The organism is Devosia sp. Z11_6 (genome assembly GCF_058133665.1).
The window spans coordinates 904,148-922,208 of sequence record NZ_JBYUNQ010000001.1 but is presented as its reverse complement, the minus strand read 5'-3'; the positions used below and the strand labels follow the sequence as shown (position 1 = coordinate 922,208).

Annotated in this window: 11 protein-coding genes; 1 reads left to right on the top strand and 10 read right to left on the bottom strand. The window is 63.7% G+C overall.

The features are described 5' to 3' along the window. Nucleotides 1-69 precede the first annotated feature (69 nt). The 8 genes from AC3YMN_RS04335 to AC3YMN_RS04300 all read right to left on the bottom strand — a co-directional run bounded on the left by AC3YMN_RS04335 (nt 70) and on the right by AC3YMN_RS04300 (nt 8,585). The gene (locus tag AC3YMN_RS04335) at nt 70-1,344 is read right to left on the bottom strand and encodes a phosphoadenylyl-sulfate reductase (RefSeq protein WP_489889045.1); all 1,275 of its coding nucleotides are present in this window, start codon (nt 1,342-1,344) and stop codon (nt 70-72) included. Continuing rightward, complete coding sequence (locus AC3YMN_RS04330) at nt 1,331-2,989, bottom strand: nitrite/sulfite reductase (protein ID WP_489889044.1); 1,659 nt, start codon at nt 2,987-2,989, stop codon at nt 1,331-1,333. Before AC3YMN_RS04330 ends, AC3YMN_RS04335 begins: the two co-directional genes overlap by 14 nt. Next, nucleotides 2,976-3,299: a DUF2849 domain-containing protein gene (locus AC3YMN_RS04325; RefSeq protein WP_489889043.1), complete on the bottom strand. Its 324-nt coding sequence runs from the start codon at nt 3,297-3,299 to the stop codon at nt 2,976-2,978. Before AC3YMN_RS04325 ends, AC3YMN_RS04330 begins: the two co-directional genes overlap by 14 nt. 2 nt (nt 3,300-3,301) lie before the next feature. Then, a complete protein-coding gene (gene cysG / locus AC3YMN_RS04320) occupies nt 3,302-4,696 on the bottom strand; it encodes a siroheme synthase CysG (protein WP_489889042.1) in 1,395 nt (464 codons plus the stop codon). A 187-nt stretch (nt 4,697-4,883) separates the two neighbouring features. After that, nucleotides 4,884-5,204 (bottom strand): 2Fe-2S iron-sulfur cluster-binding protein, encoded by a 321-nt coding sequence (locus AC3YMN_RS04315; RefSeq protein WP_127753490.1) that lies wholly within the window; start codon nt 5,202-5,204, stop codon nt 4,884-4,886. Beyond that, nucleotides 5,201-6,406 (bottom strand): class I SAM-dependent methyltransferase, encoded by a 1,206-nt coding sequence (locus tag AC3YMN_RS04310; RefSeq protein WP_489889041.1) that lies wholly within the window; start codon nt 6,404-6,406, stop codon nt 5,201-5,203. The genes AC3YMN_RS04315 and AC3YMN_RS04310 overlap by 4 nt, the downstream gene beginning before the upstream one ends. After that, nucleotides 6,403-8,004 carry a peptide chain release factor 3 gene (locus tag AC3YMN_RS04305; protein ID WP_489889198.1) on the bottom strand — a complete coding sequence of 534 codons (1,602 nt, stop codon included), beginning with the start codon at nt 8,002-8,004 and terminating at the stop codon, nt 6,403-6,405. Before AC3YMN_RS04305 ends, AC3YMN_RS04310 begins: the two co-directional genes overlap by 4 nt. Nucleotides 8,005-8,192: 188 nt before the next feature. Beyond that, entirely contained in the window at nt 8,193-8,585 is a 393-nt protein-coding gene (locus tag AC3YMN_RS04300) for an Hpt domain-containing protein (protein ID WP_127753493.1), read from the bottom strand. 344 nt (nt 8,586-8,929) lie between these two features. Between AC3YMN_RS04300 and AC3YMN_RS04295 the strand changes: the two genes are divergently transcribed. Continuing rightward, nucleotides 8,930-15,700 (top strand): apolipoprotein A-IV repeat region-like domain-containing protein, encoded by a 6,771-nt coding sequence (locus AC3YMN_RS04295; protein ID WP_489889040.1) that lies wholly within the window; start codon nt 8,930-8,932, stop codon nt 15,698-15,700. A 232-nt stretch (nt 15,701-15,932) separates the two neighbouring features. Here AC3YMN_RS04295 and AC3YMN_RS04290 read toward each other — a convergent pair whose 3' ends face one another. Beyond that, a complete protein-coding gene (locus AC3YMN_RS04290; RefSeq protein WP_172123608.1) occupies nt 15,933-17,123 on the bottom strand; it encodes an MFS transporter in 1,191 nt (396 codons plus the stop codon). A 113-nt stretch (nt 17,124-17,236) separates the two neighbouring features. Next, the gene (locus tag AC3YMN_RS04285) at nt 17,237-18,031 is read right to left on the bottom strand and encodes a UDP-2,3-diacylglucosamine diphosphatase (RefSeq protein ID WP_127753496.1); all 795 of its coding nucleotides are present in this window, start codon (nt 18,029-18,031) and stop codon (nt 17,237-17,239) included. Nucleotides 18,032-18,061 lie beyond the last annotated feature (30 nt).

Sequence of the window (18,061 nt, the reverse complement as noted above, 5' to 3'; positions counted from 1 at the left end):
AGGTCATGACGCATGGGATCAGGATCGGCCGCTTGTGCCGCCAATCCTGATAAGCATGCTCGACTTACCTCAGGAGACGCGGCGAAGATAGGGCCGTGTGCCAATCGGCACTTCGGCCTGCCCCACCGGCTGATAGAAGATATCCATCTCGGGCAGCCGGTTCTCCAGCAGAGCCTGCCGGGTCGGCTCATGGGTTACAACGAGGGCATTGACTCCGCAACGGCGCATCAGCGGGACTTGATCCTGCAGCACATCGCCCACCGCACGGATCTCACCGGCAAAACGGTAGCGCTCGGTGAGGAGGCGCACCGTGGAATAGCCCCGCCCATCGGTAAAGGCGGGGAACTGCACCGCAACAGAAGCAAAGCGCCCCAAATCCCCGGCGACATCTTCGACCTTGTCACCTGGCACAATCAGCAGCCCCAAGGGGTGCGGGTTGGCGAGGAACGCGGCCCGGTTCGCTACAAAAGCGGCAAACGGAACATGCTTGTAGCGGGCGGTGGATGGCTCATCGCCCTCCCCCCAAGCCCTGAATGGATCCGCAATAAACGCGCCATCCTTGAACAGCGTCAGCGGGGCAGCAGGAGGGGTCATGGGATTGGCAATGGCTCCGTTGAAGTCGAAATGGATGCCGCATTCCTTCTTGTTGAGGCCACGCCAGCGTCCTGCGCGCGGATCCTCCCCTTCGGCAACCGCCGAGGTGCAGGGTGCGCAGCCGATCGACTTGTAGCCCTTAGCGAACAGCGGGTGCTCGGGCAAGCCCTGCTCGATCTTGTACTGGTTCACATCCGCATCGCTGAAATAGGCGAGTGGATTGACCTTGATGCGGTTGTCGCTGGTGAGCTCGAAATGCGGCAGCACGCCCCGCTCGACCGTTTGGAAGCGCTTGCGGCCCGTAACCCAGCCGCCGAAGCGTGCGGTGATGGGCTCGAGCGGCTCGGTCTTGCGGATGTGACAGCAGGAGTCCGGATCACTCTCCCACAAGCTGCCATCCGGATCAAAGCGGGCTAGATCGCTGGGGTCAGGCAGCACCGCCGACACATTGATCAGCCCGAGATGGCGCTTGAGCGTCTCGACATATTCGAGGGTTTCGGCGAAGTGCTTGCCGGTTTCGAGAAAGAACACCGGGATGGAGGGATCAACCTGCGCCGCCACATGCAGCAGCACGGCCGAATCTGCGCTAAAGGAGGACACGATGGCTAGGTCCCCCGGCAGCACTTCGCTCGCCGCATAGCGCAGCACGCCGAGCGCATCCATGTCATCGAACATGCCGTTAAGGGCGACGATGCCAAGCGCGCGCAGCTTATCGGGCTTGGGTTCAACCAGGATCTTAGGCAGCGCCATAAAGGGCCTCCTTAAATGGGGCTTCCCCCAACCGCCGCACGGCAGTGATGAAGCTTTCATCGGCGCCCTGGCGGTTGGCGAGATAGGTGTCCACCAGCGTTTCGATGGCGCCTGGCACCTCGTCGGCCTCAAAGCCCGGGCCCAGGATCTTGCCGATGGTCGCGGACTCGGTGGCGTCGCCGCCTAGCGTGATCTGGTAGAGTTCGCCGCCTTTTTTCTCGACGCCGAGAATGCCGATATGGCCCACATGGTGGTGCCCGCAGGCATTGATGCAGCCTGAAATCTTGATCTTGAGCTCGCCGATATCGCGCTGCCGTTCGGGCGCGGCGAAGCGATGCGAGACCGCCTGTGCGATGGGGATGGAGCGCGCATTGGCCAAGGCGCAGAAATCAAGGCCCGGGCAGCAGATCATGTCGGTGATGAGCCCGATATTGCCGTCGGCCAACTCCGCCTCCACCAGCCCATCATAGACTGCGCGCAAATCGGCTACCGCGACATGGGGCAGAACGAGGTTCTGCTCATGGGTCACGCGCAATTCGTCAAAGGAATAGCGCTCGGCCAGATCGGCAACGGCTTCCATCTGCGCATCGGTGGCGTCGCCGGGCGCTCCGCCGACGGGCTTGAGCGACACCGTCACGCAGGCATAGCCGGGCTGTTTGTGGGAATGAATGTTGTTTTCGAGCCAGCGGCCAAAAGCGGGATCGAGGATCTTTTCGCGTTCGATATCGATGCGCACGGCGCCCTGCTCGCGAAAGGCCGGTGGCGAGAAGTAAGCGGTGATGCGATCGAGCTCCGCCCGCGGCAGGGTCAGAACGCCACCGCGCACTTCGGCGAACTCGGTTTCCACCTGGCCCTTGATCGATTCAAGGCCCTCTTCATGAACGAGGATCTTGAAGCGCGCCTTGTACTTGTTGTCCCGCCGGCCATAGCGGTTGTAGACGCGCATGATGGATTCCAGATAGGCCAGCAAGTGCTCGTTGGGGACGAAGCTGTTGATCAGCTTGCCGGTGATCGGCGTGCGCCCGAGCCCGCCCCCGATCCAGACTTCCCAGCCCGTTTCGCCGGCAGCATTGGCCGCTGCCTGCAGGCCAATATCATGGAAGCGGATGGCGGCACGGTCTTCCCGCGCCCCGGTGATCGCGATCTTGAACTTGCGCGGGAGATAGGAAAACTCCGGATGCAGGCTCGACCATTGCCGGATGATTTCGGCCACCGGCCGGGGATCGATGATCTCGTCGGCGGCGGCGCCGGCGAACTGGTCCGTGGTGACATTGCGGATGCAATTGCCCGAAGTCTGGATCGCGTGCATTTCGACCGAGGCCAGCTCGGCCAGGATTTCCGGGATGTCCCGGAGCTTGGGCCAGTTGAACTGGATGTTCTGCCGTGTGGTGAAGTGCCCATAGCCGCGGTCATAGGTGCGCGCGATATGGGCGAGCTTGCGCAGCTGCCGCGATGACAGCGTGCCATAAGGCACAGCGACGCGCAGCATATAGGCGTGCAGCTGCAGATAGAGCCCGTTCATCAGCCGCAGCGGCCGGAACTGGTCTTCACTGAGTTCGCCAGAAATACGGCGCTTCACCTGATCGGCAAACTGAGCGGTACGGCCCTGCACAAAGGCCGCGTCGAATTCGTCATATCGATACATGACCGTCCTCACTCAGATGCTGGCGATCATAGATCTCGCCCTTCAAGGTCAGCGGCGCCGTCGGCCCCGCCGCACGGATACGCTCGCGCAGGCGCTTGGGCACGATCTGCCCCGCTTCCACGCTGACGTCCTCGACTTCAACGCTGACGATCCGGCCCGTTGCCTTGCTCGCGGCAATGGCTGCGTCGCGCGCTTCGCGCTCGCTATTGTCAAAGAGGCGCGCCGCTTGCAGATGCTCAACCCAGTGGCCTCGCGCGTCCAGATAAACCGTGCCGCCCGAAAGCAGCTCGTTGCCCGTAATGATTTCCATTGTCATGCCACCTTGAAGCTTGAAGCGGCCATCTGGGCGGCTTCCGCCCAGTCGCCTTCAGCCACAGCCTCACCCACCAGAATAACCGCCGGCCCATCTGCAAAATCGAGCTGGTTGGCTGCCAGGGCGCCGAGCGTGCCGGAATAAAGCGTGCGGTTCGCCCGACCGGCATTGACCACAATACCCACCGGCAGCGTCTCGCTCGCGCCATGCGCCACCAGACGGGCTGCGACTTCCGCCGCAATCGACTTGCCCATGTAAAGGCCCAGCGTCATGCCGGCCCCGGCCAGCAGCGCCCAATGCTGCAATTCGTCATCCTCGGCGCCGTGTGCCGTTGCCATGATGAAGCCGCTCGACACCTTGCGCAGGGTCACTGGCGTTGCCGTATCGGCCGCAGCCGCCAGCGCCGCGCTGACGCCGGGCACCACCTGATAGGCGATCCCTGCCTTGCGGAGAGCGGCGATCTCTTCGCCAGCCCGGCCAAACACCATGGGGTCGCCCGACTTGAGGCGCGCCACGCGCTTGCCTTCGCTGGCCAGCCGCACCAGCAGCGTATTGATCTGCGCCTGCGAAAAGGAATGATGCCCCTTGGCCTTGCCAACGGCGATCTGCTCGGCATCGCGGCGTGCCATCTGCACCACCACATCGGGCACGAGCTGGTCATGCACGATCACATCGGCATCCTGCAGCAGCCGCTGGGCGCGCAAGGTCAGTAGATCTTCCGATCCGGGCCCGGCTCCGATCAGCCAAACCACGCCCGCCCCGCTGCCACCCTCGACATGCGCCGCCAGCAGGCTCTCGGCCGCTTCATGGCCTCGCCCGGACGCCTCCGCGCGCTCGATCTCGGGAGAGGTCACCAGCGCCTGGTAGAACCGGCGCCGGGCGGCGCCATCCTGAATCAAGCTCTCAACGCGGTGCCGTAAACCACCGGCAAGACTCGCCAAATTGCCCAACCGCGGCGACAGCACGGCCTCGATGCGCGCCCGCACCAGACGTGCAAGCACGGGCGCTCGCCCTTCGCTGGAGATGGCTATGGTCAGCGGCGCACGATCGATGATGGCCGGCGTGAAGAAGTCGCATTCGCCCGGAACGTCAACGACATTGAGCGGAATATTGCGAGCCCGAGCTGCATCCTGTGCGACCGAAGCGTCAGGCCCATCGTCGGCCACAAACACCATCGCGGCGTTATCGAGATCGGACGGCTGGAACCGGCGCTCAAGAACCTCTACCGGCAGCGCTGAAAAGTCTGCTTTCAGATGAGGAGAGACAATCACGACTTGCGCGGTAGTCTTAACAGCGAGCCGGGCTTTGTTAAGGGCTTCTTCGCCACCGCCAACAATGACGATGCGACGACCCTGCACTTTCAAGCTCAACGGAAATGTGTTGAGGCGACCCATTTCAACCCTGACTGTAGACGCCCGGAAATTAGCCCATCCCGCCCAGCGGCAACAGGCCCCGGGGTGCAGTTAAGCCGGGTTTTTCCCTGCGGCGCCTACGCTTGGAACAGGGAAAGAGGCCCGACCAGAGCCGGGCCAAAATAATGCGTCGAAACGCTCTCGCGCGAAAATTGCGCGGCGGGAAATCCTAGCCCTGACGGCTCGGAACATGCACGACCAGGCCATCAAGGGCATCGCGTACCTTGATCTGGCAGCTCAGCCGACTTGAGGGCTTCACGTCAAAGGCGAAGTCCAGCATGTCTTCTTCCATGGCCGAGGGCCCGCCAACGGTTTCTTCCCAGGCCGGATCGACATAGACATGGCAGGTGGCGCAGGTGCAGGCGCCCCCGCATTCGGCCACAATCCCCGGCACGCCATTCATGATGGCCGCCTCCATCACCGTCGCGCCGTTCTGGGCTTCGGTTTCGATGCGTTCCCCGTCCTTCTGAACGAATGTGATCTTGGTCATGGCGATCCAGGCTGTTGTGTTTGGGCGTCGGAGTGAAGCAGGGTTTCGAGATAATGCTGGCGAATGCCGAACACGGCTTTGGTGTCGGCAATCTGGCGCAAGATCGTGTCGCGGTCGCGTCCGGCGCGCCCATCTTTTTCGGCCACGATCAAATTGTTCTTGGGCGTGTGGGCATCCGAAACGAACTCGAAGACCTTGGTGCGGTATCCGCTGAGCTCCAGCAGCAGGGCCCTGAGCGTATCGGTGACCATCTCGGCCTGCCGCTCGAGGAACGTGCCATGCCGCAGCAGCACGCCCAGCCGATCGTCCGCCTGCCCGGCCTCCATCTCGCGCCGGATCTGCTTGTGGCAGCAAGGGGCCACTGCGATCAGCGCGGCCCCCGCCTTGATGCCCTTGTAGATTGCGTCATCGGTCGCGGTGTCGCAGGCATGAAGGGCGATCACGGCATCGGCGCCGCCGGCGTCATAGTCCATGATCGTTCCGGGCACGAAGCTGAGGCCGGTAAAACCCGATTCCGCCGCGGTCGCGTTGCCGTCTTCAACCAGCTGGGGCCGCATTTCAACGCCGACGATCTCGGCCGAACGCCCCTGCCCGGCTAGAAAGTCGTAGAGCGCAAAATCGAGATAGCCCTTGCCTGCGCCCATATCGACGATGCGGGGTGTGTCGGCCTTGATCCCCTGAATCAGTGGAGCAAAAATCTCCACCATCTTGTTGATCTGCCTGAACTTGTCCTGCGCATCATTGCGCACGACCCCGTCCTTTCCCGCAATGCCGAGTGCCTTGAGATAAGGCTTGTCGGTCTGGGTCAACGGCCGGTTCTTGGCGCGGTTGTGCTCGGTTGGAGCCGCTTCCCGCCCCGCGACCTCGGTGCGCTTGAGACGCACCTTATCGCCAGTGCGCTCAAAGCTCATGTCGAACTCGGTGGTGGCGAGCTGGGCGCTGCGGAATTCGGCCTTAAGTCCCGCGCGCAGCGTTGCGAGTGCTTCGGGCTGGGTCTGGTTCTTGATGATGTCACGCGTTTTGTAGTGGAAGGTGAAGCTGAACTTCTCCACCCCTTTGGCAACGATCTTCTTGACCTCGACGGATTTGAGTTCAGGCTCGCCGCCCTGGTAGCCGCCCAATTTCAGCCGCAACAATGAACCGCTTATGAACGCGCTCTTAACGGCAGCCAGAAACTCTTCAATGCGCTCGGAAGTGGTCAATGCCGTTCCTTGGTAGTGAGGAAGCGGATCTTGCACCAATCCTGCTTGGCGCGGTCGGCCCACCAGGCGTTTTGGGCGAGGAACACCGGGGCTCCGGTGCGGTCTTCGGCCATGTTGACCTTCTGGGCGGCGATGAAGCGCTTGAGCTCTTCGGGATCGTCGCTTTCAACCCAGCGCGCCACTTCATAGCCCAGCGATTCAAAGGTGATCGGCACGCCATATTCCTTGGCCACGCGCGCGGACAGCACTTCGAGCTGCAGCTGGCCGACAACACCCACGATCCAGTCCGCGCCGACCATGCGACGGAACACCTGGGTGACGCCTTCTTCGGCAAGGTCCGACAGGGCCTTGCTCATCTGCTTGGTCTTCATGTGATCGGTGAGGCGGACGCGGCGGATGATTTCGGGCGCGAAATTTGGTATGCCGGTAACGTTGATCGTCGCGCCTTCGGTCAGCGTATCGCCGACCGAGAGGGTGCCATGGTTGGGGATGCCGACGATGTCGCCCGCCACCGCTTCTTCGGCCAGCTCGCGATTGTTGCCGAAAAAGAACATCGGGTTGGAAACGGCCATGTCCTTGCCCGAGCGAACATTCTTGAGGCGCATGCCGCGCTCGAACTTACCCGAGCACAGGCGCACAAAGGCGATGCGGTCGCGGTGATTGGCGTCCATATTCGCCTGCACCTTGAACACAAAGCCGGTGACCTTTTTATCGGCCGGGGCGATGGGCGCGGGCAGAGCCGGCTGGGGCCGCGGCTCGGGGCCCCAGTCACCGAGCGTGCGCAGCAGTTCGGCAACGCTGACGCCCTTGAGTGCCGAGCCAAAGAGGACCGGGCTTAGGTGGCCCTGGTGGAAGGTGTCGAGATCGAAGGCGGGCAACATGGCGCGCGCCATTTCCAGCGTTTCCAGCGCCGCCATGAACACAGGATTGTCGATCAGGGCATCGTTGTCGAGCAGGTCTTCGAGTTCGTCAAACTCGGCAATGGTCTTGCCCTGCGGGTTGACCACCCGCTTTTCGACCAAGTCGATATAGCCGCCGAAATCCACCCCCTGCCCGATCGGCCACAGCACTGGGGTAAGGTCGAGCGCCAGCTTGCTCTGGATTTCATCGATAAGATCGAGCGGGCTTTGCCCTTCGCGGTCCACCTTGTTGATGAAGGTAATAATGGGAATATCGCGCAGGCGACACACTTCAAAGAGCTTGAGCGTCTGCGATTCGATACCTTTCGCCGCGTCGATCACCATGATCGCGGCATCCACCGCCGTCAGGGTGCGGTAGGTGTCTTCCGAAAAGTCGGAGTGGCCTGGCGTATCGAGCAGGTTGAGCGTCAGCCCGTCATATTCAAAGGTCATCACCGAGGAGGTGATGGAGATGCCGCGCTGCTGCTCCATTTCCATCCAGTCCGAACGGGTGGAGCGCTGCCCCGCCTTGCCGCGCACGGCACCGGCCTGCTGAATGGCACCGGCAGCCGCCAACAGGCGCTCGGTGAGCGTTGTCTTGCCGGCGTCAGGGTGCGAAATGATCGCAAAGGTCCGGCGCGTACGGTAAGGTTCGGTGGAGACGGCGCGCGGCGAAAGCTCGGGCGCCAGGGTCGGCATAGTCATCGGGGTGGGGCCTTGTCTTGGTGGCCATCAACCATGGGCGGCGATGCACCTGAAAGCGCATTAGATATCGGGCGCTCTATAGGCGTTGGCAAGGCAAGCCGTCAAATTCCTGCGTTGTGCACAGCGCAAAGCGGCCGGGAGGTCCTCGCAGGCCTCACCGGCAGCGGTGCGCGGCGCACCTGCTAATTTAAGTCGTCGGTCAGCATGCCGGCGATGAAGACGCTGACTTCTTCCACAGCCATGGCGAGGTCGGCAAAGCGCTCCGGCCCTACCACCGCAGCATCGGCCAGTTCCTCCTCGGCAGCCTGCGCCTGATCGGCAACCGTCCAGGCCCCTACCCCGCGCGCAGCGCCCTTCAGCGTGTGCAGGGCAATCCGCGTTTCCGCCCCATCTTCGGCCCGCTGCAGCCGAGCCATATAGCTCTTGATCGTGTCGTGGAACAGCCGCAGCACTTCTTGCTCCAGTCCCTCGTCACCCAGGCACTGGCGAGCCAGGTGCAAGCGATCGATCGGGCCCCCTTTGTTGGCCTCGCTAGGCGAGAACTGCTGGGGGAGCGATGCTGAGGGATTGGCCATGGTTTTCCACTTGAACAACTACGGCCAAGAACGCGACCGGTCGTCCAAGCCTAAGGGGCTGGCGTGAATACCCTATTAAATCGACGGCGCAGTTTGCGCGCATCGAGCGGTCCGTGTTACCCACTGCAAAAATTAACCTTTGGGTAAGAAACCGTTCGGTTTGAGTTAAATTGCATGTACTACTTAACGATGAACCAGCGCGCGGCGGCGATGGTAGAGGACCGATGCAGGGCCATTTGCATCGAATTGAACCAATTTGGCGACAAGCCCGGCAACGGCTTGGCGTTAGATCACCCTCTTAAAACCGCCCCCGCTGCCAGGCCGATGCGAGAGTTGTAAAGAGTATGGCGAAAAACCCGACCCCCCCAGCAAACGATCCTGCGGCCCTAGCGTTTTCAGCGGTGGAAGACGCGCTGAAGGACTCGGTGTTCAATCTCGACAGCTCGGGCGACAAGCCCGCCGAAAAGCGCAACGATCCTGCCAAGTCAGAGCGCCTTTTGGCGGCCGACAAGATCGCGGCGCAGGCGGGACCGGTCGCCAATGACGATCGGTTCGGCACTTCCAAAATCCTTTACGGCCTGCAGACCCGCTCGTCAGCGACGCCAGTCTGGATGGCGGTGATCCTGTCGGTTCTGTGGCTGGGCGCCACCGGCGCGGCCGGCGCCATGCGCTATCGCGACCAGTTCGCAGATTTCGGCAGCTTTGTCGGCACCATCGATTTCATCTTCCTTGCCGCGCTGATGCTCTTGCCCGTGCTGGGCTTTTTTGCCGTCGCTACCTTGTTCCGTCGCGCGCAGGATCTGCGTAACGCGGCTTCCACCATCACCCAGGCCGCCATTCGCCTGGCTGAGCCCGAAGTCACCGCCGCCGACAAGGTTGCCTCGGTGGGCCAGGCCGTGCGCCGCGAGGTCAATGCGCTGGGTGACGGGCTGGAGCGCGCCCTGTCGCGCGCCGGCGAACTCGAAGTGATGATCCACAACGAGGTCACGGCACTCGAGCGCACCTATTCCGACAACGAGTCGCGCATGCGCGCGCTGATCGCCGAACTCGCCAGCCAGCGCGAAAGCGTTCTGACAAATACCGAGCGGGTGCGCGAAGCCATTACCGAAAGCCATACCGGGCTGGTCTTTGATCTCGATGCCATCTCGCAGCGCATCGCCGGCACCTTGGTGGAAAGCGGCGGCACTCTGACCCGCGCCCTTGAGACTGCCGGCAATACGCTCAACAGCAGCTTTGGCGAGCGCACCGAAAACTTCGTTGCCCTGGTCGACAACCGCACCACCGACTTCATCTCCGCGCTCGACAACAGCGCTGGCCGGGTGTCGCAGAACTTTGACGAGCAAACCGCCGCCATGGCGCGCACGCTCGAGGCTCGCACTGGTGAGCTCGACTCCACCATCGAAACCCGCATGCGTGCGCTGACGGAGGCGCTCGATAGCCGCGTCGGCGACATTGCCAGTGCCATCGACGACCGCACCGCCCGGCTCGATGAGCGCAGCCGCGAACTGGCTGGCTCGTTTGAAGAACGCACCGGCAATCTGGCCGGCCTGATTGCCGACCGCAGTGCTACCCTGGCCGACACGCTTGAGCAGCGTAGCAACGCCCTGGCCGGCATCCTGGAAGACCGCACCAGCGTGCTCTCGGCCGTCCTGGAGCAGCGCGCCGGTGACCTGTCGGGCGCCCTGGGAGACCGCACCAGCGAAATCGCGACCCTGCTGTCGGACGGCGGCAACAATCTTCTGGAACAGCTGCGCGAACGCGGCGACTCCGTCACTACAGCGCTCGACACCATCGGCAGCCGCATTGCCGAGGAGATCGCTAACCGCTCGCGCGAAGCCGAGGGCATTCTGAACTCGGCCAGCCGCCAGATCGACGAAACCGTTTCCATCCAGCTCAATGGCATCGAGAGCCGCCTGCAAACGGCGCTGATCGAGCTCAATGGCGCTTTGGAAGATTCCTCCGAACGCGCCCGTTTGACCCTTTCCACGGCCGGACAGGATTCGCTGGGCCAGTTCGATGCCCGACTCGCCGAGGTCACCGGTGCGCTCGATAGCCGCCTGCACAGCCTTGACGATGTGATTGGCGACAAGGGCGAGCAGCTGCTGCGTCGCCTAGAAGCGCAAAGCAGCAGCTTTGCCGCGCGCGCCAATGTTCTGGAAATGGCGCTGAACGAAGAATCGGGTCGCTTCAACGCCGTGGTTGCCGAGCGCACCCGGGAATTGGGCGAAGTGCTGGGTTCGCGCACCCAGGCCATCACCGATAGCCTCACCACCACCTCGCGTGAGCTCGGTGAAAAGCTGGATGGCCATGCCGGCATCATCGCCGAAGCCATCGATGGTCGCACCCAACGTCTCGATGAAATCCTCACCGCCCGCAGCGGCGAAATCCGCGGCGCCTTTGAAAATCGCTTCACCGAAATCGATGAAGCGCTGGGCGCCCGCACCGGCGAACTCGACCAGGTGCTGAGCACCCGCGCCGGTGAGATCAACCGCGTCATGGGTGCCCATGCCGCCCGCGTCGAGCAGGTCCTGGGCAGCCGCGCCGGCGAAATCGACCAGACGCTGAGCGCCCGCACGGGGGAACTTGAGCAGGTACTCACCGCCCGCGCCGATCAGATCGATCAGGTACTCGGTACACGCGCCAGCGAAATCACCGCGGCCATAACCATCCACACCGATGAGCTCACCGCGACGCTTGATGGCCGTGGCAACGAGTTCAGCGAGGCCATCCGCCTGCGCTCGCAGGAACTGGGCGAAACCCTACTCACCGGCACCGAGGCTTTCGACCAGGCCATTGCCGGCCGCACCCAGCGCCTTGCCGATACACTGCAGGACCGCACCGCGGCCCTTTCGACGCAGATCGAGGAAAGCGCTACGGGCCTCGCCGCATCCATCGACCAGCATACCGGCGCGCTTTCGGCCCGCTTCCATCAGCACACCAACCGCTTCGCCAACGAAGTTGATCAGCGGGCAGCTGGCCTCGCCGCCATGCTCGACGAACGGGCGGCCGGCTTTACCGGCACAATCGAAAGCCAGACCGCCGATCTGACCGAAGCGCTCGACAGCCGCACCGGTGCCCTCATCAACGCGCTCGATACGCGTGCTGCCGACCTCACCGGCGCGCTGGACAGCCGCCTGACGGATATCACCGGGTCGATGGACAGCCGCGTCGCCGATATCACCGGCGCCCTCGATACCCGCGTTACCGATTTGACCGGGGCGCTCGACACCCGTTTGAGCGGCATCACCGGGGCTCTGGATCGCAGCGTTGCCGAACTGTCTGGTGCGTTCGACAGCCGCGTTGGCGGGATCACTGGCGCCCTGGACCAGGGCGTATCGCAGATCACGCAAGCGCTGGAAGGTCGTCTGGAAGGCATCAGCGGTGCGCTTGATCACGGCGTTTCCCAGCTCGGCGAGACCCTCGATAGCCGCCTCGGCGGCATTGCCGGCACACTCGACCAGGGCGTGTCGCAGATCAGCGAGGCCCTCGACAGCCGCCTTGGCGGTATTGCTGGCACGCTGGATCAGGGCGTGTCGCAGCTGGCTGGCGCCCTCGACAGCCGCGTCGGCGGCATTGCCGTCACCCTCGATCAGGGCGTGTCGCGCCTGACCGGTGCGCTTGACAGCCGCCGCGCTGGGTTCACCGAAGCCCTGGATAGCCGCACGGCCGAGCTCACCGAAGCACTCGACACCCGCACCGCAGAACTGACCCAGGCGCTCGACAGCCGCAGCTCGGGCCTTACCGGCGCGCTCGATGCCCGCCTGACGGAGCTGACCGGGGCCCTTGACGGCCGCGTCAGCGACTTTACCGAGGCCCTCGACGGCCGCGCCTATAGCCTCAACGCAGCACTTGGCGCGCGCACTGACGAGCTCGCTTCCGCGCTCGACGAGCGCACGGCGAACCTTTCGGGCCAGATCGCTGCCGGCACGGAAAAGCTCAGCACCGAGCTCACCACGCAGGCTGCGGCACTCACCGGTGCGCTTGATGCGCGCACCAATGAGCTGGCCGGCACGATCGGCATGCGCACCCACCAGCTCAACGACGCACTGGGTGCCCGCACCCAGGCGCTGTCCGACACGCTGGCGACGCACACCACCTCCATCGGCGAAACCATGGGCCTGCGCACGGCCGAGCTGGCCGACACCATCGCCCAGCAGAGCGAAGACGCCCGCACCCGCATCGATGCCTCGCTGCGCGAAGTCACCGACACCATGGCCGAACGCGTCAATGGCATGTCGGACGTGATCGCCAGCAAGGTTGCCGAGGTGAACACCCATCTGGGCGTTGGGCTCGACAGCGCCGTGGCCAAGATCTCGGATGCCGAAAATGGCGTTGCCGCCCGTCTCGACGCGGTCAGCGCCACTGTGGGCGAAAGCGCGCGCAAGGCCGCCGATCTCATCGAGACCGGCGTCAACATGGCGCGTCGCGCCATCACCGACATGGTGGACCAGCGCCTGGGCACCCTGCCCGAAGCCATCACCGCCCGCGCCGATATCACGGCCGAGCGCCTGGCTGCGCTCAACGCCTCGATCAACACCTCGATCACCCAGTCCATGGCGGATCTGGAAGCGGGCGCTGATCGCATCGAGGAAACCATTTCGACGCGCATCATCGCGGCAACCCACAATATTGCCGAGGATATCAGCGCCACCGCCAATAGCATGGACGCAGCGGTTCGCGCGGCGATGAACCAGATCCGCTCGGCTGCGGCTGGCATCGACGAGGTCGTTTCGGTCAAGGCCGTTGGTGCGGTCGATGCGATCGGCAACCAGATTGCCGATCTCAACCGCTCGGTGGAGGAGCAGACCAATGCCTTTGCGGCGCTGGTGACCGAGCGCTCCGACCAGTTGCAGGGCGCCCTGCTCAGCCATGGCAATGTGCTGCGCGACGCCTTGGCCGAGAATGCCCGCGAAGCCGAAACCATCATGTCGGCCTCGACCTCGCGCATCCTGTCCGATGTCACCGCGGCACTGGGCAAGCTCAACGACTCCAACCTGCTGCTGCAGCGGGTGCTCGATGCCTCGACCGCCAATCTGGCCAGCCTCGAGAGCAGCGTTGCCCAGCAGACTGCGACCTATTCGGCCACCGTTCGCGAAGCGATCGGCCAGACCGAAGAAGCCGGCCAGATGGTCAGCCAGCATGTCGGTGCGCTGCAGAACACCATCCGCACCATGGTGGACGAGTTCTCATCCATGCTCGGCAAGCTGGACGCGGAAGCGGCCAATATGGACCGTGCCTCCTCAGCCCTCGCAACTACGGGCGACTTCGCGGTGGAAACGCTGGAAGAACGCCGCAACGCCATGGACGCTCTGGCGGCCAGCTTCACCTCGCGTGCCGACGACATCGACAACCGCATGCGCATGTTCGCGCAGTCGATTGCCGAAACGGTCAACGACACCGAACGCCGCCTGATCGGTGCGCGTCGTGCCATGGATGAGGCCCTGGGTGAAACCACCCATACCGTCGCCGATACGCTGGCCAGCACCACTTCGGCGGTGACCGAAGCACTCAGCCAGACTTCGGCCCAGGTTGCCGAGGTGATCCAGGCCAATACCAGCAGCGTCAATGATGCGATCTACGCGACCAATGAGCGCCTGAACTCGACGCTCAATGCCAGCACCGAACGCTTCGCGGCGACGCTGAATTCAAGTGCCGCCCAGGTCGATGGCGCCCTTTCCCGCGCCAGCGACGCGGCCACCGGTGCGCTCAACGAAACCACAAGCACCATCCGCTCGGCCCTTTCCGAACAAACCGCGCAGGTCAATTCGGCACTGGAAGAAAATGCCAACCGCGTGGCCGACATCCTGACGTCGGCCGCCGGCAGCGTCACCGATGTGCTCAGCGCCACCACCAGCACGCTGGCAGAAACCATCAGTGATAGCGCCGTTTCGGTGCGCAATGCGGTTGCGAGCAATACCGGAGTGCTGCGCCAGGCAATCGACCAGAGCACGGGCACGTTCCGTGAGGCTCTGGAGCAAACCAGCGGCGATGTGGCATCGCGCCTGGGTGATTTCCGCAGCACCGCAGAAACCGAAAGCGGGCGCGCCAGCGCCGCGCTCCAGGAAGCCCAGCAGCAGATGATCGGCGAAATGCAGCGGGCTCTGGAAGAAGCAACGCGCCGGTTCAACGACACCGCCCGCTCCATGCGCGACACTGCCCGCGAAGTGGGCTCCGAGCTCGAAGCGACCCGTTCCGAGCTGGCCCGCGGCGTAGCCGAACTGCCCGAGGAAACCCGGGCCAGTGCAGCCGCCATGCGACGCGTGGTTGCCGAGCAGATCGAGGCCCTGAGCGAGCTCAACGCCATTGTGCGCGCGCAGCCGGCCACCCATGACCTGCACGACCGCCGTCCGGCCCAGCGCGCCAACCGCTATGATGCACCGCGCCCCGAAGCCAGCTATCCGCAGCCGCGCGAAGCTGCGCCCGAGCCTGTGCGTCAGGCCCGGGTGGAGCCCCCCCGTCCGACCCAGCCAGAGCCACAGCGCCAGCCGGCACCCGAGCCGGTCCGCCAAACCCTGGTGGATCCGATCCGTGCGCCCGAGCCCGCTCGTCAGCCGCTGGTCGATCCGATCCGCGCCCCTGAGCCGGCTCGTCCGGCGGCAGTCCAGCCGGCCGCACCAGTCCAGCCAGCTGCGCCAGTCCAGCCAGCTGCACCGGTTCAGCCCGCAGCACCTGCGGAAGCTGAAGCAAGCCCGGCCGCGCAGGATACCGGTGGCTGGCTGCGTGATGTGCTGCGCAATGCATCGGCCAAGCAGGCCAGCACCCAGCAGCAAGCGCCGCAGCAGGGTCTTTCGGGGCTGACCGAGGATATCGCCCGCGCCATCGACGATGCCGCTCTGGGCGAAGCCTGGGCTCGCTACCAAGCCGGGGAATCCAACGTGTTCTCGCGCCGGATCTATACGCTGACCGGCCAGGGCACCTATGACGATGTCCGCAAGCGCGTGCAGCGCGACGCCGATTTCGCCCGTACGGCCCAAGCTTACATGGGTGAGTTCGAGCAGCTGCTGAAGCGTGCGGCTGCCGGTCCCCGTGCCGCTGCCGAAACGCGCGAATATCTGCTGTCCGATCGCGGCAAGGTCTACACCATGCTGGCCCATGCCAGCGGGCGCCTGAACTAGTCGGAACTGCAACAAACGAACAAAGGCCCCGGTGAAAACCGGGGCCTTTTTGTTGGGCGTGACCACTGTGAATTCCCGTCAACGGCTGAGCCCAGACGCGGGGCTCAAGCAGCCCCGGGTCGGTGCTCGCTGGCATTCCCCTCTGCTCACGAGGATGCGGCTGAGGCGACCAGGCAAGCTGACGGCAACCTATCTCGAGAAAACCAGCCCCTCCGCCGACGCGCGCCGAGGCTCAGGGCAGCACCGCATCCTTGGGTGGCCGCAGGCGCAACGACAGCAGCACGCAGCCGATGCCGAGCAGCGACAGCACTGAAATGGCGAAATATGAGGCGACGCCCACATGGGCGACAAGCCAGCCGAACCCCGCTAGGGTAATCACCAAGGTGGCCTGCTGCAGCATGGTCGCAAAGCCTTGGGCTTCGGCGGCAATGTCCTCGCCAGTCCAATTGGCGATGAAATGCACGACGCCGAAATAGCCGACGCCATAGGTTACGGCATGAAGCGTCTGCAGGCCGAACAACACCGCGACCGGCGGATCGAAGGCCATGGCAGTGAACCGGATCAGCGCCGCAATACAGGCAGCAAGGATCATGCTGCGCGCCGTGACCCGGCCGCCAAAGCGCTGCCACAAGAACATCATCACCGCCTCGGCCAACGCCGAAGTGGCGATCAGCGGCCCGATGTAATAATCGGGGACGCCGTGCTGATGCCAAAGCAGGGCCGCAAAGCTGCCCAGCACGCCATGCCCGGCATTGACGAGGGCAAAGGCGACGAGTGGTAGCACGAACCAGGGCTTGAGGGCAGCGCTCAGCTTGGCGGGTTCCGGGCTGAGCGCAGCCAGGGTCGGCACCGGCTCGGGGGCACGGAAGCGCGGCAGTTGCAGCGACACCAGTGCGCGCAACAGGGAGACGGCGAAAAACAGCGGCACAAAGGCCGCCGTGCCAAAGGCGGTGACGGCAAAACCGACTCCGGAAGCGGCAACGACATAGCCCACCGTGCCCCAGGCCCGGATGGTGCCGAAATCGCCCCCCGTGCGTTGCACCAGCCGCATCGTGGCCGCGTCGATTACCGGGGCGATGGAACCCGAGGACATGGCGCAGAAGGCCCAGACAAGGACGATGCTCCAGAACTCACTGACGAAAAACAGCCCCAGCGGAAAGGCACCGCCCAGCAGCGCCAGGATCACGATCACCGTGCGCCAGTCCTTGGCCTTATCGGCCAATCGCCCGATAAAGAGATTGAGGATCAGCAGGCCCGCCACGGGCACGGCACCCACAATGCCAATCTGGTCGGCTTGAATGCCTTTTTCACTGAGCCAAATGGCCAGATACACGGAACTGACCGCCATGGGGGCGAAGACGGTCAAGTGAAACAAGGAAGCGCGCAGGCTGGGACTGTCCCAGCGCGCAGATACCGACGGCATGAAAGAAAAACTCCGGGCAAATCGCCCGGAAGCAAGTTTTGCTGGCTATGCCGTGGAGTTCAAGAGCAGATTCGCTGGAGCCGGGCTAAATTGTGCTGAATGCAGCACGTTCCTCAGGATGCGCGCCGCAAGCGGAACTTGCGCGGCTCTGTGGCTGACATATCAGTCCACTTGATCAGCTCGAAGCCGCCCTCTGGCGTTTCGACGATGGCGGTGCAGCTTTCCACCCAGTCGCCGGTATTGATGTAATGAATGCCGAGGCGGTCATGCATATCGGCGAAGTGGATGTGACCGCAGATCACCCCATCGACGCCCGACTGCTTGGCTTCGTAGACGAGGGCCTCCTCGAAGCGCCCGATTACGGAAACGGCGTTCTTGACCTTTTGCTTGGCCCAGGCCGACAGCGACCAATATTGCAGCCCGAGGCGCCGGCGCACCCAATTGATGGCGATGTTGACGCGCAGGGCAGCATTATAGGCCCAGTCGCCCACATGGGCGAGCCACTTGGCATTCATCACCACGACGTCGAACTGATCGCCATGGATGACGAGATAGGTTTTCCCCAGCGCACTGGTGTGAACCGTACGATCGACAAATTCGATTTCGCCGAAATAGGTGCCAAGATATTCGCGCAGGAATTCGTCGTGGTTGCCGGGCAGATAAACCACGCGTGTACCGGCCGTAGCCTTGTCCAGCAGCACCTGCACCAAGACATTATATTCGCTGGGCCAGTGCCAGCCCTTGGCGAGCCGCCAGCCATCGATGATGTCGCCGACGAGGTAGATCGTCTCGGCGTCATGGGCGCGCAGGAACTCGATCAGCTGTCCCACCCGGATGGGCTTCATGCCCAGGTGGACATCCGAGATAAAGATCGCCCGGACCTGTCTGGTTTCGCGGCTTTCCGCCATGCGCTAACGACTCCTCTGCCCCATGGGGGA